The sequence below is a fragment of the Micromonospora luteifusca genome (assembly GCF_016907275.1).
GTDB lineage: Bacteria > Actinomycetota > Actinomycetes > Mycobacteriales > Micromonosporaceae > Micromonospora > Micromonospora luteifusca.
Window position 1 is genome coordinate 3,207,869 of the sequence record NZ_JAFBBP010000001.1, and the last position, 24,164, is coordinate 3,232,032.

Annotated in this window: 26 protein-coding genes; 11 read left to right on the forward strand and 15 right to left on the reverse strand. The window is 70.3% G+C overall.

All coding sequences use genetic code 11. The features are described 5' to 3' along the window. Window positions 1–118 precede the first annotated feature (118 nt). Together JOD64_RS14365 and JOD64_RS14370 are read right to left on the reverse strand one after the other, a co-directional pair. On the reverse strand, window positions 119–439 hold the full coding sequence (locus JOD64_RS14365) for a hypothetical protein (RefSeq protein WP_204942690.1): 321 nt from the start codon (window positions 437–439) through the stop codon (window positions 119–121). 500 nt (window positions 440–939) lie between these two features. Beyond that, window positions 940–1,260: a hypothetical protein gene (locus JOD64_RS14370; protein ID WP_204942691.1), complete on the reverse strand. Its 321-nt coding sequence runs from the start codon at window positions 1,258–1,260 to the stop codon at window positions 940–942. A 594-nt stretch (window positions 1,261–1,854) separates the two neighbouring features. On the opposite strand from JOD64_RS14370, the gene JOD64_RS14375 reads away from it, so the two are divergent. Then, window positions 1,855–2,418, forward strand: a complete 564-nt coding sequence (locus tag JOD64_RS14375) for a DUF6228 family protein (RefSeq protein WP_204942692.1) — start codon at window positions 1,855–1,857, stop codon at window positions 2,416–2,418. A 90-nt stretch (window positions 2,419–2,508) separates the two neighbouring features. Here the strand turns inward: JOD64_RS14375 and JOD64_RS14380 are convergent, their stop codons facing one another. The 4 genes from JOD64_RS14380 to JOD64_RS14395 form a co-directional block, all read right to left on the reverse strand. Next, window positions 2,509–2,757 (reverse strand): hypothetical protein, encoded by a 249-nt coding sequence (locus tag JOD64_RS14380; RefSeq protein ID WP_204942693.1) that lies wholly within the window; start codon window positions 2,755–2,757, stop codon window positions 2,509–2,511. Window positions 2,758–2,952: 195 nt separating this feature from the next. Continuing rightward, window positions 2,953–4,128: an epoxide hydrolase family protein gene (locus JOD64_RS14385; protein WP_204946061.1), complete on the reverse strand. Its 1,176-nt coding sequence runs from the start codon at window positions 4,126–4,128 to the stop codon at window positions 2,953–2,955. Between the two features lie 260 nt (window positions 4,129–4,388). Continuing rightward, complete coding sequence (locus JOD64_RS14390; RefSeq protein ID WP_204942694.1) at window positions 4,389–4,769, reverse strand: VOC family protein; 381 nt, start codon at window positions 4,767–4,769, stop codon at window positions 4,389–4,391. Between the two features lie 243 nt (window positions 4,770–5,012). Then, window positions 5,013–5,801, reverse strand: a complete 789-nt coding sequence (locus JOD64_RS14395; RefSeq protein WP_204942695.1) for a GNAT family N-acetyltransferase — start codon at window positions 5,799–5,801, stop codon at window positions 5,013–5,015. Window positions 5,802–5,906: 105 nt separating this feature from the next. Here JOD64_RS14395 and JOD64_RS14400 point away from each other — a divergent pair, with 105 nt between their 5' ends. Beyond that, window positions 5,907–6,215, forward strand: coding sequence for a hypothetical protein (locus tag JOD64_RS14400; protein WP_239559517.1), 309 nt, complete (start codon window positions 5,907–5,909; stop codon window positions 6,213–6,215). An 81-nt stretch (window positions 6,216–6,296) separates the two neighbouring features. Next, complete coding sequence (locus JOD64_RS14405; RefSeq protein ID WP_204942696.1) at window positions 6,297–6,716, forward strand: CBS domain-containing protein; 420 nt, start codon at window positions 6,297–6,299, stop codon at window positions 6,714–6,716. Between the two features lie 110 nt (window positions 6,717–6,826). Here JOD64_RS14405 and JOD64_RS14410 read toward each other — a convergent pair whose 3' ends face one another. Together JOD64_RS14410 and JOD64_RS14415 are read right to left on the reverse strand one after the other, a co-directional pair. Then, window positions 6,827–7,627 carry an MBL fold metallo-hydrolase gene (locus JOD64_RS14410; RefSeq protein WP_204942697.1) on the reverse strand — a complete coding sequence of 267 codons (801 nt, stop codon included), beginning with the start codon at window positions 7,625–7,627 and terminating at the stop codon, window positions 6,827–6,829. 51 nt (window positions 7,628–7,678) lie between these two features. After that, complete coding sequence (locus JOD64_RS14415) at window positions 7,679–12,130, reverse strand: cation-translocating P-type ATPase (RefSeq protein ID WP_204942698.1); 4,452 nt, start codon at window positions 12,128–12,130, stop codon at window positions 7,679–7,681. Between the two features lie 217 nt (window positions 12,131–12,347). On the opposite strand from JOD64_RS14415, the gene JOD64_RS14420 reads away from it, so the two are divergent. The 5 genes from JOD64_RS14420 (at window position 12,348) to JOD64_RS14440 (ending at window position 15,701) form a co-directional block, all read left to right on the forward strand. Beyond that, entirely contained in the window at window positions 12,348–12,608 is a 261-nt protein-coding gene (locus JOD64_RS14420; protein WP_204942699.1) for a hypothetical protein, read from the forward strand. A gap of 58 nt (window positions 12,609–12,666) precedes the next feature. Continuing rightward, window positions 12,667–14,058 carry an MFS transporter gene (locus JOD64_RS14425; RefSeq protein WP_204942700.1) on the forward strand — a complete coding sequence of 464 codons (1,392 nt, stop codon included), beginning with the start codon at window positions 12,667–12,669 and terminating at the stop codon, window positions 14,056–14,058. Window positions 14,059–14,109: 51 nt separating this feature from the next. Next, window positions 14,110–14,763, forward strand: coding sequence for a GAP family protein (locus JOD64_RS14430; RefSeq protein ID WP_204942701.1), 654 nt, complete (start codon window positions 14,110–14,112; stop codon window positions 14,761–14,763). Window positions 14,764–14,862: 99 nt separating this feature from the next. Next, a complete protein-coding gene (locus tag JOD64_RS14435; RefSeq protein WP_204942702.1) occupies window positions 14,863–15,057 on the forward strand; it encodes a hypothetical protein in 195 nt (64 codons plus the stop codon). 95 nt (window positions 15,058–15,152) lie between these two features. Then, a complete protein-coding gene (locus tag JOD64_RS14440) occupies window positions 15,153–15,701 on the forward strand; it encodes a YbaK/EbsC family protein (RefSeq protein WP_204942703.1) in 549 nt (182 codons plus the stop codon). Between the two features lie 73 nt (window positions 15,702–15,774). On the opposite strand, the gene JOD64_RS14445 is transcribed toward JOD64_RS14440, so the two are convergent. The 4 genes from JOD64_RS14445 to JOD64_RS14460 are packed head-to-tail and all read right to left on the reverse strand — an operon-like array spanning window position 15,775 to window position 19,150. Beyond that, the gene (locus JOD64_RS14445; RefSeq protein ID WP_204942704.1) at window positions 15,775–16,416 is read right to left on the reverse strand and encodes a DsbA family oxidoreductase; all 642 of its coding nucleotides are present in this window, start codon (window positions 16,414–16,416) and stop codon (window positions 15,775–15,777) included. A gap of 20 nt (window positions 16,417–16,436) precedes the next feature. After that, on the reverse strand, window positions 16,437–16,865 hold the full coding sequence (locus JOD64_RS14450) for a SufE family protein (RefSeq protein ID WP_204942705.1): 429 nt from the start codon (window positions 16,863–16,865) through the stop codon (window positions 16,437–16,439). Between the two features lie 32 nt (window positions 16,866–16,897). Beyond that, window positions 16,898–17,323 carry a CBS domain-containing protein gene (locus tag JOD64_RS14455; RefSeq protein WP_204942706.1) on the reverse strand — a complete coding sequence of 142 codons (426 nt, stop codon included), beginning with the start codon at window positions 17,321–17,323 and terminating at the stop codon, window positions 16,898–16,900. 57 nt (window positions 17,324–17,380) lie between these two features. Continuing rightward, complete coding sequence (locus JOD64_RS14460) at window positions 17,381–19,150, reverse strand: proline--tRNA ligase (protein WP_204942707.1); 1,770 nt, start codon at window positions 19,148–19,150, stop codon at window positions 17,381–17,383. A gap of 226 nt (window positions 19,151–19,376) precedes the next feature. Between JOD64_RS14460 and JOD64_RS14465 the strand changes: the two genes are divergently transcribed. The 3 genes from JOD64_RS14465 (at window position 19,377) to JOD64_RS14475 (ending at window position 21,569) form a co-directional block, all read left to right on the forward strand. Then, window positions 19,377–20,144 (forward strand): SGNH/GDSL hydrolase family protein, encoded by a 768-nt coding sequence (locus JOD64_RS14465; RefSeq protein ID WP_204942708.1) that lies wholly within the window; start codon window positions 19,377–19,379, stop codon window positions 20,142–20,144. A 2-nt stretch (window positions 20,145–20,146) separates the two neighbouring features. Beyond that, on the forward strand, window positions 20,147–20,593 hold the full coding sequence (locus JOD64_RS14470) for an imidazolonepropionase-like domain-containing protein (protein ID WP_204942709.1): 447 nt from the start codon (window positions 20,147–20,149) through the stop codon (window positions 20,591–20,593). A gap of 73 nt (window positions 20,594–20,666) precedes the next feature. Continuing rightward, window positions 20,667–21,569: a sulfurtransferase gene (locus JOD64_RS14475; protein WP_204942710.1), complete on the forward strand. Its 903-nt coding sequence runs from the start codon at window positions 20,667–20,669 to the stop codon at window positions 21,567–21,569. Window positions 21,570–21,690: 121 nt separating this feature from the next. On the opposite strand, the gene JOD64_RS14480 is transcribed toward JOD64_RS14475, so the two are convergent. From JOD64_RS14480 to JOD64_RS14490, 3 genes are all read right to left on the reverse strand, one after another. Continuing rightward, entirely contained in the window at window positions 21,691–22,878 is a 1,188-nt protein-coding gene (locus JOD64_RS14480) for a hypothetical protein (protein ID WP_204942711.1), read from the reverse strand. Then, window positions 22,875–23,423 (reverse strand): SigE family RNA polymerase sigma factor, encoded by a 549-nt coding sequence (locus JOD64_RS14485; RefSeq protein WP_204942712.1) that lies wholly within the window; start codon window positions 23,421–23,423, stop codon window positions 22,875–22,877. The genes JOD64_RS14480 and JOD64_RS14485 overlap by 4 nt, the downstream gene beginning before the upstream one ends. A gap of 68 nt (window positions 23,424–23,491) precedes the next feature. Beyond that, a complete protein-coding gene (locus JOD64_RS14490; RefSeq protein ID WP_204942713.1) occupies window positions 23,492–24,073 on the reverse strand; it encodes a TetR/AcrR family transcriptional regulator in 582 nt (193 codons plus the stop codon). Between the last annotated feature and the right edge of the window lie 91 nt (window positions 24,074–24,164).

The window sequence follows — 24,164 nt, forward strand, 5'->3', positions numbered from 1 at the left end:
CTGACCTACTGCACTCAGCTTGGCGAGCCGGTTTGTCTAGTCCCACCACATGCTTGACAGATCTGTCCCAGCACATGCTTGCCAGATGGCCTAGTGCCGGCCGGCAGAATCTTCGCGGTCAGTCTCCGTTGAACAGGAGCTGTCGGTGGTGGGGGCGTCGAGGCGCGATCTCTAGGAGCGATGCGAGCTGAAGTATCGCCTGGCCGGCTGCTCGCACTCTGTCATCCTTGGATCGCTCGATGATCGACTGAAGTTCGATTGCCAGCCTGGCCGTCTGGCGGCTGTTGAACCAGGTGTTGTCGTAGGGATCGACTCCGGAGAGCAACGGGTAACGGGACGGCTCCGATGCAGCCAAGGAGCAGAGAGACTCGATGCTCGCGTCCGTAAGTTGCTCTACGACGACACCGGTGTACTCCCAGACCTCCACACTCATTCCCACGGCCTCATTGTGCCGGACCGGGTGATCGCCGGGTGAGCCTGGTCCTCGCCGAAAGCGCCCCGATCATGTCAAGCATCTGGTGGGACGCCAGTGTCAAGCATGTCCCGTGACGGGACAGCTTGGCGAGCCGGTTTCACTGCCGAATTGACCTCTTAAGAATCAAGGCGGCCCGCAAGCGGGCCGCGCCGGCCCGGCCCCGGCCTGCTGGCGACCTCCGGCCGGCATCGGCCGGGCCGGCCGGCCACGCTGAGGGACGACCAGGATCTAGAAGACCTCGGGGCTCCGCCCCGAACCCCGACGCTCCTCAGAGATGCCGCCGCAGATCTCCTCGCCGGGCACCACAAGGGCTACCGGCCTCCCCGGACGGGGACAAGGTGGAGCGCCCTACCGGACGAACGACCTTGGCCCCGTCCGGGGAGGCCGGAAGATCGGAGACTGCCCGACGAGGAGATCCGCTCTATCGCTCGCCGTTGGTGTTACTGCCAGAACCAGCGCGGCCCTTAGTCAGCTGCCGGATCTGGTGCGTCGGTGCATCTGTCGACAGGTTCCACCGATGAAAGAGCCTTCCTGTCGAAGCGAACTCGCCAGGTGGTCCCGTCCTTGGCGGACAGCGCGATCTCGTCGTTGTCAACGAAGCTGGCCCGGCCGAAGAGCCATTCCGGGCCGGCGCCAGAGCTTTCCTCAATGAAGCAGGCCAGACTCTCGCTACCCTCGCGGCTGGCAATGCCCTCCCGGCTTTGCAGCCTCAGCAATACGCTACCGGAGCTGAAGAAGCCGGGAGATCGATACGACACGAGCCTGAAATCGGGAGACGCTGCCACGACGGCCTCCCTGGACGCCTCGAACCGGGGACCGAGGGAATCGAGCAGACCGAGAAGCAGGGCTGCGACACCTACGACCGCCGCGACTGCCTGTGAGGCGACACGTGAAACGCGGTGCCTAACAGCGAGGTGAGCGGCTGCCGCACCTAGGCCGGCGGCGAGCGCGATACCCAGAAGCGGATGGGCCAATGGCCGCAGGTAGATGTGCCCCCCTCGCTTGGGGCTCATGCATAGCAGCCCATCTCCCTCGCACCAGGCCAGCCCTCCGACCCCGTCGACGTTCGCGAGGACCGTCACAGCAACTGCCATTGAAGCGACAGCCAGAAGTCCTACTGCGAGCCAACGGCGAAGGGTCAGTTTCACGGCCGGCAGTATGCCAGGGGGGGGCGCTGCCCATGGTTGCCCGTAGGCCGCCGTGCCATCCACGTGCCAGTAGCCGGTACCCGGCACGGTCACCCGGGGGCACGAACGGTCACACGTCTCTTGCCTTGATCTGGCCCACCAGGTCCTCGCTGGCGATGATCTTCGTCCTTCCAAACTGACGGTGCGGTAATTGCCGTCGACACCCACCAGCTTTCGACCATCATGTTGACCATGGAAGAGCCCTTCGTGCTGCGACCGCTCGAAACGAGTTGCAGTTGGGTACTGCACCCTCCAACCGACCCGTACGGCGACGGCTACATCTGGGCTGTGCGGTCAGAGATCTCTGACGAGGGCATGACGGCGGAGACGAGCGCCACGATGGCGGGTCGCTGGGCGCCCGAGAACGAGTCTCTTGGGTGGTTCTTTCAGTCTCTGGCAGACGACTGGCGGGGATGGGAAGGCGGACGAGAGTGGCGTTCGCTTGAAGGTGAGATGGAGATCGATGCGCACCACGACGGGCGAGGCCACGTAGCCGTCGGCGTGACGTTGAGGCGTGCCCGGCAGGCGTATGCCGACGATGCTTGGTCGGCTCGGATGGTCTTCATGGTGGAGGCCGGCGAGGAGATGACCAGACTGGCGGCCGACCTCCGTGATTTCCTAGGCCGAAAGGCCCTATCCGGCTGTCCAGCCATCCGTACAGCCAAGCCCGCCGACAGACACGGTCCGGCGTCGACGGTAGGCGACCCGGCGAGCAGGTCAGCGGCAGTGACCGACGCCGACCGACAGGAGTCTTGATCTTTGCAAGGCAGGGGTTAGGGGTTCGAGTCCCCTGGGCTCCACCAGCACTTTCACCGGTTGATCTCGGTCCCGAGTACAGCCAAGCAGTCACACCGTCCCCTCCTCGCCCAACACGCGATCAATGGCCGAGGCAGCCTGACGAACCCGCGCCAGGACGAGCAGCGGCTCCAACCGGTCCCCGGCCCAACCCGACAGAAGCGTCTTGCATTCCTCAGGAGTCAGAGCACGCCGCTCGGCCCGACTGAGGGCCGGAGGCTTGGCTGCCTTGGCCGCGTTGCGTGGCACCAGGTCCATCCGCTCAGCGTCGGCCAGGGCGACGCGCAGCACGGCGTGCACCTTGATGATGCTGGCCGGTGCGAGCCTGCCCCGCAGCCCGGAAGGAACCGCTGCACGTCACGAGGCGTCAGCCGATCAAAGCGGCTCGCAAAGCGGGCCGCGCCGGCCTGGCCTCGGCCTGCTGGCGACCTCCGGCCGGCTACGGCCGGGCAGACCGGCCGTAGCGATGGATCGCCCTTGGTGGCGTTGGCCGCGTCAGTTGGTGGCCTCGCGGAGTTTCCGGAAGAACGCCCTCATGTCCTCGACCAGGAGCTCCGGTTCCTCCATTGCCGCGAAGTGCCCGCCCCGGTCGTACTCCGTCCACTGCACGATGTGGTTCGTGCGGTCCGCAATGTGTCGTAGGGGAATGAAGTTGTCCTGCGGGAAGACGGCCAGCGCGGTTGGTGCCGTCGACGGTTCGGGGGGCTTGCCCCAGTGGTCGGCGTGCGCGCGTTCGTAGTAGATGCGGGCGGACGAGCCGGCCGTGCCGGTCAGCCAGTAGAGCATCACGTTTGTGAGCATCTGGTCGCGATCGACCGCGTCCTCGGGGCGGTCCTCGGAGTCCGTCCACTCCTTGAACTTTTCGACGATCCAGGCCAGTTGGCCAACCGGCGAGTCGGTCAAGCCGTACGCCAGCGTCTGTGGCCGTGTGGCCTGGATGTCGGCGTATCCCTGACGCTCGCGGGTCCAGGCCTTGATGCGTTCCCAGGAGGCCAACGTGCGCTCGCGCTCGTTCGGGCTCATAGCCTCCAACTCGTGCCGGTCGGGCTCTTGGGCCTGGAATGAGTTGGGCAGCAGGTTGAGATGCACGCCGATGACCTGGTCGGTTCGGGTGCGGCCGAGTTCTCGGGAGATGATTGATCCCCAGTCACCGCCCTGCACCCCATACCGCTCGTAGCCAAGACGTTCCATCAGCACGGCGAACGCAGCGGCCACCCGCTTGAACTCCCAGCCTGTCTGCGTCGTCGGCCCGGACAGGCCGAATCCCGGGATGCTCGGGAGCACCAGGTGAAACGCGTCGGCGGGGTCGCCGCCGTGCGCACGGGGGTCAGTGAGCAGGCCGACGACTCCGGCGAACTCGACAATCGATCCCGGCCAGCCGTGCGTCATGAGCAGTGGAGTCGCGTCCGGTTCGGGCGACCGGAGGTGGGCGAAGTGAATGTTCGCACCGTCGATCGTGGTGACGAACTGCGGCCATTGGTTCAGCTTGGCCTCTGCGGCCCGCCAGTCATACCCGTGGCGCCAGTAATGCACGAGCTCCCTGAGGTAGTCCAGCGGGACGCCGTACGCCCAACCCACACCCGGCAGTTCGTCGGGCCAGCGCGTGCGGTCGAGACGTTCGTGCAGATCGTCCAGATCGCTTTGGGGCATGTCGATACGGAATGGATAGATGCCCTCGTCGGCGGTCCCCTTGGTCACTCCGCGCATGTTACGTCCAGGCACCCACAACCACGAGTTCGTTACGGGTACCCAGCCAACCGAAGGGGCTCCGCCCCGAACCTCGGCCTTCCCTCAGAGATCCGCGACGGACGTGCCGCCCAACCGGACGTGCGAGTCGGGCATCCACCCGGCCCCCAGGCTATTGATGGGGTCGCCAGATATTGTCGGCGGCTGCGGGGTGGCGGCTGCGTCGATCGTTTGGGCAAGGGCCGTCAGAGTGGGTCGAGGCGGCGCTTGAGCAGGCAGAACTCGTTGCCTTCTGGATCGGCGAGGACGTGCCAGGACGCATCCGCAGGCTGACCGATGTCGACGAGTTTGGCCCCGGCGGCCAGGAGGCGCTCGAGCTCGGCGTCCTGATCGCGGTCGGTGGGGTTGACGTCGATGTGCAGGCGGGCATGCCCGTTCTTCGGCTCGTCGTTGCGAATGAGGAAGATCGTTGGCTGCGGGCCGCCGAACCCTTCGCGCGGGCCTATCTCGATGTAGACCCCTTCTTCGCGATCGAGCTCTATGAAGTCCAGGACCTCGCACCAGAACCGCGCCAGCACCTCGAGGTCGCGGCACTTGAGCACGAGCTCACTGATACGGCATGCCATTGACGAAACCTACTCTCAGCATGGGAACTCTCGGGGCGGCCGCACGCGGACCTCATGGGCTCCCTGCAGTGCGAACAAGCTCGCGACCATACCGGGCGAGGCGAGCGGGGCTGGACGAGGGTGCCCGTCGGGCTGAGCCCTGACGGCCGTCAGTCGGCAGGAAGTCAGCGAGACGCGCGACAACAGCCGTCAACCGTTGGTACGAGACAGCAAAGTCCCGGACGACAACACCAGAAGGGCGGCTCACCGCTGCCAGTTGTAGGGCGTCGTCGTCGACACCTTGATCAGGCCGTAGCGCTCAAGGATCGGGCGCGAGTACTCGGTCGAGTCGCTGTTGATGAGTGTCTTGCCCATACGGAGTGCTGAGCGGGCCCGCGCCGCGGTCAACGCGCGGTAGATCCCACGGCCGCGCCACTCCGCAAGGGTCGCGCCACCCCAGATCCCGGCGAAGTCGGTCCCGGGCACGGGCTCCAGCCGGCCGGCACTGACGATCCGTCCCCCCGCCTCTGCAACCCACAACTCCATTCCGTCATCGCGGGCCAGGCGGCGCAGGAGGGCATTCGCCATGTCATCGCTTACCGGGTTCTCAAAGGCTTCGTCTTGCATCGCACTCATCGCGCGAACGTCCGCCTCCTCGCTGACCCGACGCAGTGTCACGCCTTCGGGCAGCGGAACGTCAACGGCTAGCAGCCGCGCCTCGCCAATCATGATCGACTCAGGCTCATCCGCAGTGAACCCATTCTCTAGCAACGCCTCGTGCAACCCCGGCGCATGGTCGTGCCCACGCGCCTTCCACTTGACCCGCTCGATCTCGGGGTCTGCCTGATAGTGAGCGAGCGTCTCTGGGACGAGCCGACGAATCGTATCGGCGTCCGCCCCGCCGAGATCGCGGTACGTGACAAAACCACGACCACCCGCGAAGGTCACGAGACGCAGTGGCCCGTGTCGGGTGACTGAGACCGCGCTCGGCGTCTCGGCGTCAGTTCGAAGCTGTTCGTCGTAGGCCGCAAGCAGTCCAACCGAATTGATCATGTCCGTACGCTGTAACAACGGGTCCGGAGAAGCAACTGGTTTCGAGCCACCCCCACGCTGGAGCCCGGTCTTCCCCGCCCTGCCGCGTCCGGCCAAGGTGTGTGTATGGACGAACAGTCAGCACCCGTCACCATGCACATCTACTGCCGGGTTGAGGTGCTCGTCACCGACCCGGCGGCGGTCACCGGTCACGCGGTCGCCGACCTACGTGCGGCCGACATCGACTGGTCCACCGAGGAAGACGACCTGGAGACGGCGGTAGAGGAGCTTCGCTCGGACCTCGCCACCTCTCTGGCGAACATGGTGGACATCAGCCAACTTGCCGACGATGTTCCGGGGGTGGAGTTCCGTGGCGGCCTCTGTTGGGCCGAACAGGGACCGGCTCGGGACCCTTTCCGCTCCGACGAGCCGTGACGACACGGCGGGCGGCATGGCAGGAGCCGACCGGGGTAGGAGAAACGGCAACAACCCCCCGGGAAGTGAGGTGTCTTACCAATGCCTACGGCACGCGAGATCATGACGAACGACGTGACCTGTGTCCGCGAGCAGGACGACCTGAAGTCGGCCGCGAAGCGGATGGCGGAGCTGGGGGTCGGCGCCCTGCCGATCTGTGGCGACGACAACCGGCTCAAGGGCATGCTGACCGACCGCGACATCGTGGTGAAGGTGCTGGCCGAGGGCCGTGACCCGGCCAACGTGACCGCTGGTGAGCTGGCCCAGGGCGAGGCGGTGACCATCGGCGCGGACGACGAGGCGGCCGAGATCCTGCGCACCATGGGCCAGCACAAGGTACGCCGACTGCCGGTGATCGATGGCCACGAGCTGGTGGGCATCGTGGCCGTCGCCGACGTGGCCCGGTCCCTGCCGGAACGCCCCGTGGGCGACCTCATCGAGGCCATCTCCGAGCGCAGCTGACCGACCGTCGTACCTGTCAATGATCGCCGCCGCCGGTTCGCCGGTCGGCGGCGATTCGCGTAGTCCGGCGACCTGTGCCGGCAGTTCGGCTGCCGGGACTGGCAGTGCGGTCAGGCGGGCGGAGTGAGCGGGACGGTCTCACCGCGCGCGATGGTGCGGACCTGTTGGACCCAGCCACGGCGGCGGGCCTCGTCGACGAAGTGCGCCAGTGGGGAGCGGAAGACCGGGTAGTCGTCGTAGTGGATCGGGACGGTCAGCTGCGGACGGATCAGCTCCACCAGGTCCGCACCCTGGTGGGCGTCCATGGTGAGCAGGATCCCGGCGACCTTCGTGCCGCCGAGGTGGATCAGCATCGCGTCGATGTCCGGGTAGCGTTCGGGGATGGCGGTGAGCAGCGGCCGGTTGAGGGTGTCACCGGTGACGTAGAGGCGGAACTCCCGCCGCCCGGAGCGCTCCACGTCGATCATCGTGCCCATCACGTCGGGCATCAGCCGGTCCAGCGCGCCCGGGCCGTGCTGGCCGGGCATCGAGGTCAGACGCAGGGTCGTACCGTCGCGGTGCAGCTCCCGGGACGACCAGGTCGGCAGGCCCTGGGCGGCCCGGAAGCCCCAGCGAGTCAGCTTTCGTTCCGCTGCGGGGGTGGTGACGATGGGCAGCTCGCGGTCCAGTTCCCGGCGGGCCACCCGGTCGAAGTGGTCGCCGTGCAGGTGGGAGAGGACCACCGCGTCCAGCTCTGGGAGCTGGGCGATCCGCAGCGCCGGGTCCGTGCGTCGGCGCGACCACAACCCCTTGCCGAGGTACGCCCGCTGACCCCGGTGCAGGAAGTTGGGGTCGGTCAGCAGGGTGAAGCCGCCGATCCGCAGCACCGTCGTCGCGGTACCAATGAACGTCACCTGCGGTTGCTCCGCCATCGTGCCCACCTCCTCCGGCTCCGGTACCCCGGTGAGGCGTCGGCATGCGGGTCAGCCCTCGGCGACCGCACCCGTGGAGTTGGGCGGACGGGCCTCCGGGAGATGTTCCATCAGCTTGGTCAGCGCTCCGTTGGCGAAGGTGGCGCCGAGCGCCGACCCGGCCCCGATGGTCCAGCCGACCGGCCCGAGCGGGGTGCAGCCGAAGAACTGGCTCACGCCCGGCGTCTGCACCACCACGACGAGCACGCCCAGTGACGCCGCCGTGGAGGCCAGCACGGCCGGGCTGGTGCCACCGGCCAGGATGGTCTGCCCGAGTTGGGTGCCGACCAGGGAGACCAGAGCGACCGTTCCGGCCCGCTGGCGACGTCCGGTGTACCGGGCCAACGTCCAGCCCGCGGTCGCGCCCAGCGTGGTGGCTGCCGCCCGCAGCCCGATCTCCCGGGTGAGGCTCTCGCCGAGCGCCGTGTCCGGGCCCTCGCGGAGCAGCGCGTCGGTGCGGTCGGACGCGGGGGGCCGGACCGCGATGGCCAGCGCCGGCGCCAGGTCGGTGAGCAGGTTGACCAGCAGCAGTTGTCGTCCGGTGAGCGCGGAGCGGCCGGTCGCCGCGGCGGTGAGCACACTGAACGCGATCTCGCCGAGGTTGCCGCCGACCAGGATGCTGAGCGCGTGCCGCACCGACGACCACATCGCCCGCCCTTCGATCAGGGTCGCGATGATGGTTTCCAGCCGGTCGTCGGTGACCACCAGGTCGGCTGCGGCGCGCGCGGCCGGGGTGCCCCGTTGGCCGAGGGCGATGCCGACATCGGCCAGCCGGATCGCCGGGGCGTCGTTGGCACCGTCGCCGGTCATCGCCACGGTCCGCCCGCACTTCTGCAACGCCTGGATGATCCGCACCTTGTGGGCTGGGGTGCAGCGGGCCACCACGTCGGTGTTGGCCAACCGCTCGGCGAGCGCGTCGTCGTCCAGTTGGTCGAGCTCCCCGGCGGTGACCACCCGCTGCTCGTCGTGCTCACTGATGGTGGCGGCAATCGCCTCGGCGGTCGCCGGATGATCGCCGGTGATCATGATGGTGTGCACACCGGCCTGCCGGATCCGGCGTACCGCTGGAGCAGCGCTCTCCCGGACCCCGTCCGCGAGGGCCAGGAAACCAACGAAGGTCAGCCCACGCACGTCCGAGTCGGTCACCTTCGGGTCGTCCACCTGGCACTCGGCGACCGCCAGGATCCGGTTGCCCGCCCCGGCCCGATCGGAGAGCATCCGCTCCAACTCCGCGCGGCCGGCGTCGTCCAGTGGCTCCTGAATGCCGTCGGTGCGCCGGGCCGAACAGCGCGGCAGCACGGTCTCCGGGGCACCCTTGACACTCAACAACAGGTGACCGTCGGTCTCTCCGATGCTCGCGTGATAGCCGCGGGACGGCTCGAACGGCAGCCCGCCCGCAGCCCGCCAACCGGCGGCACCGGTCTGCTCCACCACCCCGGCCACTCCAGCACCCCGCCGGACCGCCCGGTCGGTCTGCAACGCCAACTCCTCCGGGTCGGCCGCGGCGGGAGTGGCCCGCAGGGCAGCGGCCAGCGTCAACTGGAGGCGGTCATCCAGCCGGTCCACCGGGGCGTACCGGTCGCCGACGCTGTCGCCGACCCCGGCGAGCAGCAACTTGCCCTCGGTGAGGGTGCCGGTCTTGTCGAAGCAGAGCACATCCACCCGACCCAGCGCCTCGATGGTTCGCGGGTTGCGGACCAACGCGCCGTGCTCGGCCAGCCGCCGGGCGGCGGCCAACTGCGCCGCACTGACCAGGAACGGCAGCCCCTCCGGCACCGACGCCACGGCGAGGTTCGCGGCGGTCGCCGCCGTTTCGGCCAGGGGTACGCCCCGAAGCAGACCCGCCCCGGCCACCGCCACCGCAGAACCGGCGGCCAACGGGATGGCCGCGCTGGTCAATGAGCCGAGCCGGGCTTCCACCCCACTGGTTGGTGGGGCCTGCCGAACCAGCGCAAGGCTGCGTCCCGCCTCGGTGTCGCTGCCGGTCGCCACCACCACGGCAGTGCCGTGCCCGGCGGCGACGGTGGTGCCGTCGTACAACATCGAGTGCCGGTCGGCGATGGCGGCGGCCACCACCGGTCGGTTGGACTTGGCAACCGGCAGCGACTCGCCGGTCAACGATGATTCGTCCGCCTCCAGACCCACCGACTCGAGTACGCGGCAGTCGGCGGGCACCGAGTCACCTGGTTCGAGGGCGATGACGTCCCCGACGACCAGGTCCTCGGCGGCGAGAACCTGCTCGGCGCTGTCCCGGCGGACCCGCGCGGTCACCGCCGAACGGGACAACAACTCCGCCAGGGACCTTTCCGTGTTGCGCTCGTGCACCGCCCCGATCAGGGCAGACCCACCAACCACGCTGCCCACCAGCGCGGCGTCGACGAGCGAACCGAACGACGCGGAGAGCACCGCCCCGGCGGCCAGCACCGGGGTCAGCGGGTTGGACAACTCCTCCACGAAGGCACGCAGCAGACCACCACGTCCGGCGCCGGCATCACCGTTCCCCCCGGCGCTGTGCTGCCGGCGCTGCGCCTCCGTGCTGGCCAGACCGTCCGGCGTGGTGCGCAGCTGGTCCAGCACGGTGCTGACGGGCATCAGGTGCCAGGCGGTCGCCACGGGCGCCGGGGTGTCCGACTGGTCGTGCAGTCGACGGGCCTGCCACACCCCGTTCGCGAAGGCCAGGCCGGCCGCTCCGTTGACCGCGACGAGCGCCCGGTGGGGCAACTCGGTCGGTGGGGCGGTGAACGCGCCAAGCGCCCCGAGACCGGTACCCGCCATGGCCAGGCGGATGTTCTGCTGGGCCGTCCGCCGGGCAACCCCGGTCGCCTCGATCACCAAGGCCACGACCCGCAGGTCGGCACCGACCAGCAGATGTGCCCCCCACGGCGGCAGCTCCTCCGGCGCGGCGAACCCGAGACCGCAGTCGGACGCGCCCAACGCCTTCCGGTCCGCGGAAACCAGCATCACCACCGCGCCGTCGCGCTGCAGAGTGCGCACCGACTCGGCCAGCCGGTCCCCGCCGGGCAGCATCGCGTCGGCGAAGCCGTACCGCTGCTCGTCACCGCCGGCCACGACGAGCCGCAGGCCGGCGTGTCGGGCGGCGGCCGGCAGGCCATCGACGCCCGGTGCGGGTTCCGGCTCGACCCGCAGCAGTGCGGCGAGTCGGTCACCGTGGGCGAGGCCGAGTAGCTGGCCGCCGGCGGACTGCAGCCGGTCACCCTCCGGGACGGCGCCCGGGTCACTCGCGGGCAGCTGATCCAACGGTCCGAGCTGCCAGCCGTCCGCGCTACGGAACGCGGTCGGATCGTCCGGGTCGAACAGCGCGAAGGCACGCTCCGCCACCTGGTCGACGTCGGCTCCGGGCGCCGGTGCCAGATCGGCCAGCACGCCCCGGTCCGACCCGAGCACTGCGGCGTCCAGCACGAGCGTGTCGATCCGGTCCAGCTCCCGCAGCACACCGCGGTCCATCGCGATCACTCCGCGCCGGGCCAGCATCCGGCCGAGCTGGGCGGCGTACCCCTCGCGTCCGCTGCCGGGAGCCTTGGGCAGCGTGGACAGGCCCAACGCGGTGGCCCGTTTCGGCCCGGCGAACGGCATCGCCGCCACACCGGCGGCCGCACCGGCGGCGAGCATGCGGTTGACGTACCGCTCGACCGGGCCGTCCGGCTTCGGCAGGGGACGTTCGATCACCGGCCAGCGGGCGGTGGCCCGTTCGGCGTCGCCGGTCAGCCGTGGCTCGGCCTTTTCCCAGGCGGAGAGTTGGGCCCGATCCTCACCCCACTGCACGATCCGTTGTGCGCCGTCCAGGACGATCCCCGTCCAGCGGCCGGTCAAGCCCTGCACCACCGCCTCGGCCAGCGGAAAGAGGATGTCGGCGCGCGGGTCTGAGCGCAGTCGTTTCCCGATGAATTTGTGCAGCTTCGGTTGCAGATCCACCGCGGAGAGCACGCCGGCCACCTCACCGGGCAGAGGCGCGAACGGCAGGATCCGGGTGGCCGCCGAGATGGTCAGGCCCAGCGCGTCCGAGGCGAGTGCGCCGAGGGTGCGAGGGGTGCGCGGCCCCTCCTCCGGCGGGTGCGGTGGTGGGATCTCCGGATCGGGTTCGTGGTCGCAGGTCCCCTCGATGCGGCTGATCGTGGCAATCAGGTCGCGCAGCGGCGGCTCGGGGGTCTGGACGGCAACCACCACCCGGCCGGATGGGGCGTTGACCCGGGCCCAGGCCACCCCGGGCATCCGCTCCAGCGCGCCCTCCACCTGACGTGCCAGCTGGTTTCCGCCGTCCTGGCAGACGCCGTGTACCTCGATGTGATGCCGGCCCGGCCGGGACCAGACCCGACGCCGTGTCAGCCCGGCCGTCCGGGCCAGCCGGGTCGCGGCCGAGCCGACGGTCCGGGACGCCTCACCGAGCAGGTGTGGCACGCCGAAGGACGGCAGGATGCGGCCGGCCGCGCGACCCGCCGCCGTCATCGAGGCGTACGGCTGGACGGACGCTGGCCCGGCTCCCGGTTGCTGCTGGTTCTGACCTTGGCCATCTCGTCCCTCCCACCGCTCACGTCCGGCGGCCTGGCTTCCCGACCTGTCGTCCGTTATGCCCCTCCAGTGGAGGAACTTTCGGTCGCTGGAGACGCATGGACGAGGTGGGCTGTGGAATCCGACGACCATCACCGGACATGGGGAGGCCGGATTGAGCACGCTGACGCGACATCTCAACGGATCGCACGAGAACGTCCGGATGTACAACCGGCGGGTGGATCTACCGGTGCTGGGCGAGGTGGCGGTGCCGCCACCGGACAAGGTCGTCTACTACGCCGGGCTGGGGGTGCTCGCCGCACTCCAGGTCATCGAGTGGCCGATCGCTCTCGTGATCACCGCTGGTCACCTGCTGGCAGACCAACATTTTTCCGGACTGGTGCGCGGGGTCGGGGAGGCGCTGCAGGACGCGTGACGAGAGCCGGGTCACCGGCGATTGACATGAATCCGGGTTGAGGTCGCATGCTCGGCGCATGCCGAGCACAGTCGCCGCCACCGCCGTACCGGCCCCACCGGGGCTGTTCGCACCCCGCTTGCGAGCGATGACGGTGGGCAGCGTCGCGTTGATCTCGTTGCTCGCGTTCGAGGCGTTGGCGGTCGGTACGGCGATGCCGACCGTTGCCCGCAACCTGGACGGGCTCGCGCTGTACGGGATCGCGTTCGGTGGCCCGTTCGCCACGGGCGTGCTGGCCATGGTGGTCTCGGGTATCTGGTGCGACGCCCGTGGGCCTCGGGGGCCGATGTGGCACGGGGTCGCCTGGTTCGTGGTCGGGTTGTTGATCGCCGGGACCGCCCAGGTGATGGGTGTGTTGGTCGTCGGGCGGGTGGTGCAGGGGTTCGGCTCCGGGCTGCTCTCGGTGGCGCTCTACGTGATCGTCGGGCAGGCGTACCCGCAGGAGCTGCATCGGCGGATCTTCGCGGCTTTCGCGGCGGCGTGGGTCGTACCGTCGCTGGTCGGGCCGGCGGTGGCCGGGCTGATCGTGGAGCACCTGGGCTGGCGGTGGGTTTTCCTCGCGGTGCCGGCGGTGGCCGTGCCGGCGGTGCTGCTGATCCATCCCGGCCTGCGGTCGCTGGGGCGGAGCGCGGCGACCCGGCCGCCAGCCGGCGCGGCAGGCCGGATCGCCTGGGCGTGCGGGGCCGCGGCGAGCGCCGCACTGCTGCACATCGGGGGACAGCAGCGTGGCGGCTTCGGCCTGGTGCTGGTCGTGCTCGCCGTGGTCGGCCTGCTGGTCTGTGCCCCGCGCCTGCTGCCGGCCGGGTTTCTGCGGGCGGCCCGGGGGCTCCCCACCGTGGTCGGGTTGCGCGGTCTGGCCTCGGCGGCGTTCGTCGGCGCCGAGGTGGTCATTCCGTTGATGCTCTCCCGGGAGCGGGGCCTCTCGCCGACCGCTGCCGGGCTGGTCCTCACGGTCGGGGCGCTGGCCTGGTCGGTGGGCTCCTGGGTGCAGGGCCGGATCCCGGTGCCGGCCTCCCGGGCCAGCCTGCCGCGCGTCGGGCTGAGCTGCATCACGGTGGGCACCGCCACGGTGGCGTTGGCCATCCGGCCCGAGTTGCCGGTGACCGTCGCCGTGGTCGGTTGGGCGGTCGCAGGTCTCGGCATGGGGCTGCTGTATCCGTCGCTGTCGGTGCTCACCCTGGAGTTGTCCGCACCCGGTGAGCAGGGCCGCAACAGCTCTTCGTTGCAACTGGGTGATTCCCTCTTCGCGGCGACCGTGCTCGCGTTGACCGGTGCCGTGCTGGCCGCGGGGAGCGCGCCTGGCCCGGCCAGTTACGCGCTGACTCTGGTGGTGGCCGCGGGCCTGGCACTGCTCGGGGCGCTGCTGGCCGGCCGTGTCGTGGTGGGCGCCGGGGTGCGACCGGGCGGGTGATCCGGAGATTCGGCCGCGTTCGACCTGGTGGGGCCGGGAGGATGGCGGGCGATGAACTTCCTGACCATCCTGCCGCTCGCCGTGGTGATGGTCGCCGGCACCCAATTGGTCGTGGCGGTCTTCCTCGCCTCGTCGGACCGGCCCCGAGCGGCGTCGCTGGGCTTCCTGGCCGGTGCCGGGCTGGTGGTCGGTGCCGGGGTGACGGTGAGTTGGGTGCTGACCCGGTTGGTGGGCGGCCTGGCCACCGACGCCAGCGACGTGGCCGGCCGGGTCGATCGCGGTCCCGCCATCGACCTGGTGGTGCTCGCGCTGCTGGTCAGCCTGGCCGTGGTGGTCTGGGTACGGCGGAATCGGGCCGGGCCGCCGAGATGGCTGGGGAGCATCGAGCACGCTGATCCGCGTGCGGCGCTGCGCCTGGGTGCGCTGCTCTTCGTGGTGACGCCCACCGATGACCTGACCATGGCGGCCGTCGGGGCGAGCGTGGCCCGACACGACCTGCCGTGGTGGCATCTGGCGCCGTTCGTGCTGCTCACCGTGCTTCTGCTCGCCCTGCCCCTGCTGGCGTTGCTGCTGCTCGGGGGAAAAGCGGCCCGGGCGCTGACCCGGATGCGGGAATGGGCCGAGGGGCACGCCTGGATCGTCAACGAGATCGTGATCGCGTTCTTCGCGCTGCTGACCGTGTTGGACCTGCTGCGGTCCGGATGAGCCGTTGCCGGACACGCCCGCACGGAACCGTCGACACGTACGGGGGAACCGGGCAGAAATGAGAGCAACAACGGTTCACGTTCGTCTTACCGTGACGGCATGTTCGCTGTCGTCACCACGGTGATCCTCTACGTCTTCGGTTTCGTCTTCCTCTACGGCGTGATCCGGCTGGGTGTCCGGCACGCGTTGGAGGACCTGGAGCTGCAACGCGCCAAGGCCCAGCGCGAAGAGGAGGTGGCGGCCGCCCGGGACCGCTCCTTCATGCGCGACAACGCCTTCCTCGCCGGCAGTTGAGCACCGCGTCGGCCCGACCCGGGCCGGTGGCGTCCGGGGGTGTTCCGGGAGCCGCCGAGCGGTTGAGCGTGGCGGATGCGAGGATCGCACCCGTGATGGGAACGCTGAAGACCGAACCGGCCCGCGCTCGCCTCGACCTGCTCGCCCCGCCGGTGGCGGAAGCCATCACGCAGTGGCCCGCCGATGCGCCGGTGGACGTCAACGATGTGCTGGTTGCGCCGATCGACGCCGAGCTCGCCGACACCGCGGCGTTCTGCGCGGCGTACGAGGTGGGGTTGGACGTGTCGGCCAACTGTGTCGTGGTGGCCGGCAAGCGTGAGGGTGTGGTCCGCTACGCGGCCTGCATCGTCCTGGCCACCACCCGGGCCGACGTGAACGGGGTGGCCCGCCGGGCGCTGGACGTTCGCAAGGCGAGCTTCGCCCCGATGACCGATGCGGTCGAGTTGACCGGCATGGAGTACGGCGGCATCACCCCGATCGGGCTGCCGGCGCAGTGGCCGATCCTGGTGGACGCTCGGGTCATCGCCACACCGCACGTGATCATCGGGTCCGGCGTGCGGCACAGCAAGATCGCGTTGCCGGGGCCGGCGCTGGGCGCACTGCCTGGCGCGCAGGTGGTGGAAGGCCTGGCCAGGCCGGCGTGACCAGCCACCGGCATCGATGCCGTTGCACGTGAAACATTACGGTCGTCGATGCCGGTGCCAGCTGGTCAGTGACTCAGTGTGAGTGTGCTGCCGCCTCGCGCTGCTCGACCTCGGTGAGCGCGGCAAGCAGCGTCTGCGTGTCCTGAGCACCGGAGACCGCGTACTTCCCGGCCAGGATGAAGGTCGGCACGCTGCTGATGCCCAGGTCTCGCGCGGTGGCCAACTGGGCGGCGACGTCGGCCGAGCGTTCGTCGGAATCGAGGAATCGGCGCGCGTCGGCCGCGTCCAGGCCGATCTCGCCGGCGATGGTGGCCAGAGCTTCCCGGGAGCCCACGTCGACGCCCTGGGTGAAGTGCGCCTGGTAGAGCGCCTCCACCATCTCGGCGGCCCGCCCGTGGTCGCTGGCGTAGGAGACCAGCCGGTGCGCGTCGAAGGTGTTGGCGATCACCGCGCGGCCGTAGTCCAACTGCAGGCCGTCACTCGCCGCGACCTGGGTCACGTGGTCGACCATCTGCCGGGCGCGCTCGGGGCCGCCGAACTTCGCGGCCAGCGCCTCCACCAGTGGGAGGGGCTCGGGCACCGGCGAGGGGTCGAGCTGGAACGGCCGGTAGCGGACCGTCACCTCGCCCGGATAGGTGGCGAGGGCCGCATCCAGGCGGCGCTTACCGATGTAGCACCACGGGCAGATGACGTCCGCGTAGATCTCGATCTCCATGATCGGTGCCAACCCCGCGGTCAGCCGAGTTGTTCCCGCACCTGACGCTTGAGCCGGCGCAGGATCGCCGTGCCACCGCGTATCCGCAGCGGGCTGATCGCCTGCGCCAGACCCATCCGCTGGTAGAGGTCGTCCGGAACGGCCAGCACCTCCTCCGGGCTCGCCAAGGCCAGCCCTTCGGCGAGGATCCCGGCGAACGCCCGGGTGGTGGGCGCCTCCGGCGGGCAGTCGAAGATCGTCGCCACGGTGCCCTCCGGGGTCACCTTGGCGCGCAGGAAGAACGACGTCTGACACTCCGGCACCTGCTCCATGCCCTCGCGTTCGACGGTGCCCTCCGGCAGCGCCGGGATGACGTCGGCGTACTCCAGGAGCATCTCCAACACCAGGTCGCGCGGCGCGGCAGCGAACTCGTCGACGATCTCGGCCAGTCGGGCCGGCATATCAGCCATGCGTCGAGGCTACCGCTGCCGTGCGGGGCTCCTCAGACGGTGGGCGACTGCTCGCTGATCTCGCTGAGGGCGCTGGTGGGGTCGAGCTGCATGGCCAGGTCGCCGAGCGAGACGATGCCGACCAGCTTGCGATCAGTGTCACAGACCAGCACCCGCCGGATGCCCCGGTCCCGCATCAGCGCCGCCGCCTCACCCGCCGTGCAGTGCTGCTCGATCATGACGACCTCACGGGTGACGATCGAGCCGATGGTGGTGGCCGCAGGGGAACGGTTCTCCGCCACGGCCCGCACCACGATGTCCCGATCGGTCAGCATGCCGGCGAGGCTGGCGCCGTCGGTGACCACCACGTCACCGATGTCGGCCTCCTTCATCACCCTGGCCGCCTCGTCCAGGGTGGTCTCCGCCGGCAGATACACGACTTGCTTGGTCATCACGTCGCTGACCCGGTAATCGGTCATGAAAGCCTCCACGAACGTCTTCGGTCGATCCGACTGCACTACCCCGTGACGTGGCAGCTACACCAGGTTTCCACGTTCCTCGCGCACCTGATGGACAAGTCGGTCGACCAGGCCGTCCAGCGGTAGTTCGGTGCGCGCGTCGCCGGCCCGCTCACGCAGTTCGACGTACCCGTCGGCGAGTCGGCGGCCGACCACGACGGCCCGGGGGATGCCGATCAGCTCGGCGTCGGTGAACTTGACCCCGGCCGAGACGTGCGTGCGGTCGTCGACCAGCACCCGCAGGCCGGCGGCGTCGAGGCGCCCGCCGAGCTCCAGGGCCGCGTCTAGCTGCGGACCCTTGCCCGCAACCACCAGGTGTACGTCGCACGGCGCGATCGCCGCCGGCCAGATCAGCCCCCGATCGTCGTGGTGCTGCTCGGCGATCGCCGCGACCGCCCGGGAGACCCCGATGCCATAGCAGCCCATGGTCGGCCGGACCGGCTTCCCGGCCGGCCCGAGCACGTCGACCGCGAACGCATCGGTGAACCGGCGCCCGAGCTGGAAGATGTGCCCGATCTCGATGCCCCGCCGGATCGTCAGTTCGCCCGCGTCGCAGTCGGGGCAGGGGTCGCCGGCGCGTACGTCGGCCGCCTCGATGGTGCCGTCGGGCGTGAAGTCCCGTCCGCACACCACGTCGGTCGCGTGTCGGCCCGGCTCGTTCGCCCCGGTCAACCAGGCCGAGCCGGCCACCACCCGCGGATCGACCAGGTAACGGATGCCCAGCTTGTCGAGCAGCTGCGGTCCGATGTACCCGCGTACCAGCTCGGGATGGTCGGCCCACTCCTCGAAGACGGCCACCTGGGCCGGGTGCAGGGCGGCACCGACCCGCTTGAGGTCGACCTCCCGGTCACCCGGAAGCCCGATCACCAGAGGCTCAGCCCGGTCCGCGCCCGGTTGCCGAACCGACAGCACGACGTTCTTCAGGGTGTCGGCGGCGGTCCAGCCGTCCCGACCACCCAACCGGCGGGCGTTGGCCAGCTCCACCAGGCCGGCGATCGTCGGAGTCTCCGGCGTGTCGTGCACCATGGCGGCCGGCTGCGCGGCCGGGTCACCGGCAACCGGCGCCCGGGTGATCACCGCCTCGGTGTTGGCCGCGTAGGCGCAGGAGGTGCAGCCCACGAAGGTGTCCTCGCCGACCGGCGTCGCCGCCAGGAACTCCTCCGACGCCGACCCGCCCATCGCGCCGGACATCGCCCGCACCACCGTGTAGTCCAGGCCCAACCGGTCGAAGATCCGCCGGTACGCCGCCCGATGCCGTGCGTACGCGTCCCGCAGCCCCGCATCGTCCAGGTCGAAGGAGTACGCGTCCTTCATCAGGAACTCCCGACCGCGCAGCAGACCGGCCCGGGGCCGGGCCTCGTCGCGGAACTTCGTCTGCACCTGGAACAGCGTCACCGGGAAGTCCCGGTACGAGGTGAACAGGTCCTTGACCAGCAGCGCCGCCATTTCCTCGTGGGTGGGCGCCAACAGGTGCTCGGCACCACGCCGGTCGGCGAGGGTGAAGATGTCGTCGCCGTACTCCGCCCAGCGGCCGCTCGTCCGATAGGGATCGGCGGGCAGCAACGCCGGAAAGTGCACCTCCTGGTCACCGATGGCGAACAGCTCGCCACGCACCACGTCGGTGATCCGGTCCAGCACCAGCTTGCCCAACGGCAGCCACGTGTAGCCGCCCGGTGCGGCGCGACGGATGTAACCGGCGCGCAGGAGGAGCCGGTGGCTCGGCACCTCCGCGTCGGCCGGGTCCTCGCGCAGGGTTCGCAGCAACAGGGTCGACATGCGCAGCAGCATGGGTGCAGCGTAGGGCTGCGCCGATCGGACGAGCGAACCATTTCGTCGCGCGATCCATTGACGGCGGTGCGGGGTCACCCCACACCGGGAAGCCGCCTCTCGCCGCGTGTCAGCGCGCGTCGCCGGCCAATGACCTCCGCCACGTCGCACGATCGGGGCACTGTTCGCCCTGCCTCCGGTGACAGACTGGTCGCCGCAGGCAACGAACGGCGTAAGGGGAACGCGGGTGGGCTGGCGCAGTTTTGTCGCGGTCGGGGACAGTTTCACCGAGGGCATGGACGACGCGTACCCGGACGGCACCTACCGGGGTTGGGCGGACCTGGTGGCGACCCGGCTCGCCGCCGAGGCGGGCCCTGAGTTCCGGTACGCGAACCTGGCCATCCGGGGCCGGCTCTTCCCCGGGGTGGTCGCCGAGCAGGTGCCGGCGGCGGTGGCGATGAAGCCCGACCTGATCAGCTTCGCGGCCGGCGGCAACGACGTGCTGCGCCGCACCTTTGACCCGGACGCGCTGGTTGCCCGCTTCGACGAGGTGGTCCGGCAGCTCCGCTCGGGCGGTGCGGACGTGCTGCTCTTCCGGTTCGCCGACGTGATGGCCCGACTGCCCGGCCAGCGCCTCGTCGCCCCTCGGGTGCAGTTGCTCAACCAGGCGGTCGGCGAGACCGCGGAGCGGCACGGCGCGATCATGGTCGACCTGTACGCAGACGACACGTTCCTCAACCCGATGCTCTGGAGCACCGATCGGTTGCATCTGTCCGCGGCCGGCCACCGACGGGTTGCGGGGCAGGTGTTGAACGCCCTCGGGGTCGGGTGCGACGAGGAGTGGCTGATGGTCCCGCCGCACCCGGCGCCGTCGCCGTGGTTGGCCGCGCGTGCCGCCGACGTGCGCTGGGCCGGTCAGCACCTCGCCCCCTGGGTGAAGCGGCGGCTGACCGGTCGGTCGTCCGGTGACACGGTGACGGCGAAGCGTCCGCTGCTCGGGCCGATCGTCGACTGAGCGTGCTCACCCTGCACACGGCGCCACTGCTGCGGCGCACCCCTGGCGGCGAGCCGGTGCCGGAGCACGCCGTGCTGGTCGGCGGCGACCGGATCCAGGCTGTCGGCCCGCTGGCCGAGTTGGTTGAGGCGTACGCGGGCGTCCGGGTGCGCCGCTGGCCCGGCACGCTGGGGCCGGGTCTGCTGCACGACGGGCCGCTGCCGGCAGCGCCCACCCCGCGCGAGCGGGTGCACGCGCTGCTGCGCAACGGGGTGACGGCGGTGTTGGTGGAGCACCTGGCCGAGCCGGCGCTGCGGGCTGCCGCCGACAGGGGTGACCTGCTGGCGCTGTCCGCCGCCGTGCCGCCGACGTTGCTCGTGGGTGGACGTGCCGACCTCGCGGTTCACGGAGTCGACGGCGCGTGTCTGGTGACGGTGGTCGCCGGCCGGATCGCCCACCGCCGCGCCTGAGGACAACTCGCGTGCGCCCCGTCGCACCCCGATGGCCGGTCACCGGACACGGTTGCGGCGTAGTTTGGGGATCATGTCTGTGCCGAACGATCCTGATCCCCGCCTTCAGTCGTACGCGGACCCGCAACGGCTGGTCACCACCGAGTGGCTGGCCGAGCACCTGGGCGACGAGGGCCTCGTCGTCGTCGAGTCCGACGAGGACGTGTTGCTCTACGAATCCGGTCACATCCCCGGTGCCGTCAAGGTCGACTGGCACCTGGAGCTGAACGACCAGGTGACCCGGGACTACCTGGACGCGAAGAGCTTCGCCGAGTTGTGCGCTGCGAAGGGCATCGGTCGCGGCGACACGGTCGTCTTCTACGGCGACAACTTCAACTGGTGGGCCGCGTACGCCCTCTGGGTGTTCTCGCTCTTCGGCCACGCCGACGTGCGACTGCTCGACGGTGGTCGGCAGAAGTGGATCGCCGAGGGCCGCGAGGTGACCCGCGACAAGCCTGCTCGCCCCCGCGCCGACTACCCGGTGCCGCAGCGGGACGACGCGCCGCTTCGCGCCTACCGTGAGCAGGTCATGGCGCACATCGCCGCCGGCCGGCCGTTGGTCGACGTTAGGTCGCCGAGTGAGTACACCGGCGAGACGCTGCACATGCCGGACTACCCGCAGGAGGGCGCGCTGCGTGGCGGGCACATCCCGGGTGCGGTCAGCAAGCCGTGGAAGTCCGCCGCCAACGAGGACGGCACGTTCAAGGCGTTCGACGAGCTGCGGGCGATCTACGCCGACCAGCTCGGGCTCAGCCCGGACGACGACGTGATCGCGTACTGCCGGATCGGTGAGCGGTCCAGTCACACCTGGTTCGTGTTGCGGTACCTGCTGGGCTACCCGCAGGTGCGCAACTACGACGGCTCGTGGACCGAGTGGGGCAACCTGGTCCGGGCCCCCGTCGTCAAGGGTGACCAGCCCGGCGGCCTCGCCGCCTGACCGCTCTGCGGCCTAGCCGCCTGACCGCTCTGCGGCCTAGCCGCCTGACCGCTCTAGGGCCTCGCCGCCTGAGCGGCCTCGACCGTTCCCGCGTGACCACGACGGTCGCGCGGGAACGGGCTCAACTGGCCAGGGAAATCACGCCGGTCAGGTCGCGGATCACGCCGGTGATCTCGCCGGTCTCCGGGTTCCATCGCGCCACGACGCCCGGGTCCAGCCGGAGCAGCACGGCACCCCTGTTGTCCCAGCCCAGCACGGGGCAGCAGCCTTTGCTCCGGTCCCGACCCAGGTCGAGCATGTGTGCCACCGCGCCGGTGCGGGAGTCCAACACTGCCACTCCCTCGGCACCGTCGAGCTCACCGCTGGTGATCCACGCCGCGCTGACCACCCGAGCGCCGTGCAGCCAGCCCCGGCCGTAGAACTCGTTGACCTGGTAGGGCGAGGGCAGCGCCGAGCTGGTGACCGGTTGTTCGGAGCGAACCGTGCCCTCGCGGGCGTCCCGACTGCGCAACTTCAGGCCGCCCCGCTCGCCGACCATCTCGATCAGGGGTGCCTCGCGGCCGGCCGCTGGGTCGGGTGCGACCACGTCCCAGGCCGAGACGTCGATGGTGCTCGCCGCGTCGGAGTCCCGCTCCACCGCGTACGTCCGGTTGTCACCGCCGACCAGCACCCGGTCGCCCGACCAGACCACCAGCTCCAGGTAGCCGTCGAGCGGGATCCGGCGTACGCCCGGTCTGACCAGGTCGACCATGACGAGCTCGTTGGTCTGCGCGAAGGCCGCCCATCGGCCGTCCGGCGACAGCACTCCCGGCTTCACGGCGGATGCCTCGTTGCCGCCCGCTTCCCTCGTGGGCGCCAGGGTCACCACGTCGAGACTGCGCACCACGCCGTCATTGCCGAGCACCCGAACTGGCCCGTTGGCGTGGGACTCCTCGTCCAACGGCTGGTACAGCGCGAGCGCCCGCTCGACCGGTCGCTCGGAGAGCCGCACGGTCGCCGGGCCGCTGAGCCGGGCCAGCGGATCGGGTGGGAAGGTCAGCTCGGCGGGTGGCCGCTGCACGGGACCGGCGTGGGTGGGCTCGGCGGTCGGGGTCGGCGCCACCGGGCTGTCCGGGGGTGAACCGGCGGGCGGTCGCAGAACCGCCACCGTGCCACCGCCGACCAGCGCCACGGCCAGGGCGACCGCGCCGACGGCCCGTCGGGTACGCCGGGTCCGTCGAGCCCGATCCCAACCGGCGGTGGCCGGCTGGCTGGGCAGGACGTCCTCGACGCTGACGGTCAACAGTTGGCGCAGCTCCTGCTCGTTCACGGGTTCACCTCCACGCCGGTGGCCAGATCGGCCGAGCCCTGGCCCGGTCGGGCGTCGCGGGTGAGATCCGGCGCCACCTCACGGAGTCGGCGCAGCGCGGCATGACACTGGCTCTTCACGGTGCCGACGGTCACCCCGAGCGCCTCGGCGGTGGCGACCTCGGTCAGGTCCTCGTAGTAGCGCAGCACCAGCACTGCCCGCTGCCGGGGCGGCAGCAGACCCAAGGCGTCGTGCAGTGTCAGCCGCAACGCGCCGTCCCGGTCGTGGACCACCTGCTCCGGCGGTGCGGCGCTGAGCCATTCCCGTCGGCGGCGACGCCACCACGACACCGCGTCCCGGTAGAGGATGGCCCGCACGTACGCGGAGGGGTCGCCGTCCCGGACCGACGTCCAGCGCAGCGCCAGCTTGAGCAGGGCGTCCTGGAGAAGATCCTCGGCCTGGTGCCGATTGCCGCAGATCAGGTAGGCCGCGCGGAGCAGCCGGTGTTGGTGGCTTTCCACGAAGGCGAGGTAGCCGTCGCGGCCGTCGTTCCCCGTCGGTGCCATCCGCCCCCCTCCCGGCCGTCGCGGTGCGCGTCACCTGGCAGACGCACGGGGAGGGCCAAAAGGTTGGTTCAGCTCGCCGGCATCCCGGTGAGGTAGCGCTGGAGGGTCGGTGCGATCCAGGAGACCAGTTCCTCGGGTGGCGTGTCCACCATGGGTGGCAGGCGGACGATGTACCGGGTGAAGGCGAGGCCGAGGATCTGGCTGGCCACCAGGCCGGCACGTCGGGCGGTCATCGCCGGATCGGTGCCGAACACGGCCACCGCTGCGGTGAGCTGGTCGGCGAAGATGCCGCGCATGCGTTCGGCCGCGCCCGGATTGGTGCTGGCGGCGCGAAGCAGCGCCACGAGCGTCTCGTCGCCCTCCCATCGGGCGAGGAAATGCCGGATCAGCACCGCGCCGAGGTGAGCGGGCGGCACCGCGTTCAGATCGGGCAGTCGTAGGTCGAATTCGGCGGCTGCGGCGAAGAGCCCCTCCTTGCTGCCGTAGTAGCGCATGACCATCGACGGGTCGATCTGGGCGTCGGCGGCGATGGCCCGGATCGTGGCGCGCTCGTATCCGTCCGCCGCGAACCGTTCCCGGGCAGCTCGCAGGATCGCCGCCCGGGTGGCGTCGGAGCGGCGCGGATGGGTCGGCTGGGCGGACGCTGTCATGTCGACGACCGTATGCCAACAACTGTTGACACACAATCAGCAGCGCCTTAGCGTTGCCAACAAGTGTTTGCCAACAACTGTTGGCATCGGT

What these genes read in the sequence shown, in the direction of transcription:
- JOD64_RS14375 (WP_204942692.1), top strand. Translation starts at nt 1,855, where the DNA reads ATGGAAGAGCCCTTCGTGCTGCGACCGCTCGAAACGAGTTGCAGTTGG.
- JOD64_RS14390 (WP_204942694.1), bottom strand. Translation starts at nt 4,769, where the DNA reads ATGGCATGCCGTATCAGTGAGCTCGTGCTCAAGTGCCGCGACCTCGAG.
- JOD64_RS14395 (WP_204942695.1), bottom strand. Translation starts at nt 5,801, where the DNA reads ATGATCAATTCGGTTGGACTGCTTGCGGCCTACGACGAACAGCTTCGA.
- JOD64_RS14400 (WP_239559517.1), top strand. Translation starts at nt 5,907, where the DNA reads ATGGACGAACAGTCAGCACCCGTCACCATGCACATCTACTGCCGGGTT.
- JOD64_RS14405 (WP_204942696.1), top strand. Translation starts at nt 6,297, where the DNA reads ATGCCTACGGCACGCGAGATCATGACGAACGACGTGACCTGTGTCCGC.
- JOD64_RS14410 (WP_204942697.1), bottom strand. Translation starts at nt 7,627, where the DNA reads ATGGCGGAGCAACCGCAGGTGACGTTCATTGGTACCGCGACGACGGTG.
- JOD64_RS14415 (WP_204942698.1), bottom strand. Translation starts at nt 12,130, where the DNA reads ATGACGGCGGCGGGTCGCGCGGCCGGCCGCATCCTGCCGTCCTTCGGC.
- JOD64_RS14425 (WP_204942700.1), top strand. Translation starts at nt 12,667, where the DNA reads ATGCCGAGCACAGTCGCCGCCACCGCCGTACCGGCCCCACCGGGGCTG.
- JOD64_RS14430 (WP_204942701.1), top strand. Translation starts at nt 14,110, where the DNA reads ATGAACTTCCTGACCATCCTGCCGCTCGCCGTGGTGATGGTCGCCGGC.
- JOD64_RS14435 (WP_204942702.1), top strand. Translation starts at nt 14,863, where the DNA reads ATGTTCGCTGTCGTCACCACGGTGATCCTCTACGTCTTCGGTTTCGTC.
- JOD64_RS14440 (WP_204942703.1), top strand. Translation starts at nt 15,153, where the DNA reads ATGGGAACGCTGAAGACCGAACCGGCCCGCGCTCGCCTCGACCTGCTC.
- JOD64_RS14445 (WP_204942704.1), bottom strand. Translation starts at nt 16,416, where the DNA reads ATGGAGATCGAGATCTACGCGGACGTCATCTGCCCGTGGTGCTACATC.
- JOD64_RS14450 (WP_204942705.1), bottom strand. Translation starts at nt 16,865, where the DNA reads ATGGCTGATATGCCGGCCCGACTGGCCGAGATCGTCGACGAGTTCGCT.
- JOD64_RS14455 (WP_204942706.1), bottom strand. Translation starts at nt 17,323, where the DNA reads ATGACCGATTACCGGGTCAGCGACGTGATGACCAAGCAAGTCGTGTAT.
- JOD64_RS14460 (WP_204942707.1), bottom strand. Translation starts at nt 19,150, where the DNA reads ATGCTGCTGCGCATGTCGACCCTGTTGCTGCGAACCCTGCGCGAGGAC.
- JOD64_RS14475 (WP_204942710.1), top strand. Translation starts at nt 20,667, where the DNA reads ATGTCTGTGCCGAACGATCCTGATCCCCGCCTTCAGTCGTACGCGGAC.
- JOD64_RS14485 (WP_204942712.1), bottom strand. Translation starts at nt 23,423, where the DNA reads ATGGCACCGACGGGGAACGACGGCCGCGACGGCTACCTCGCCTTCGTG.
- JOD64_RS14490 (WP_204942713.1), bottom strand. Translation starts at nt 24,073, where the DNA reads ATGACAGCGTCCGCCCAGCCGACCCATCCGCGCCGCTCCGACGCCACC.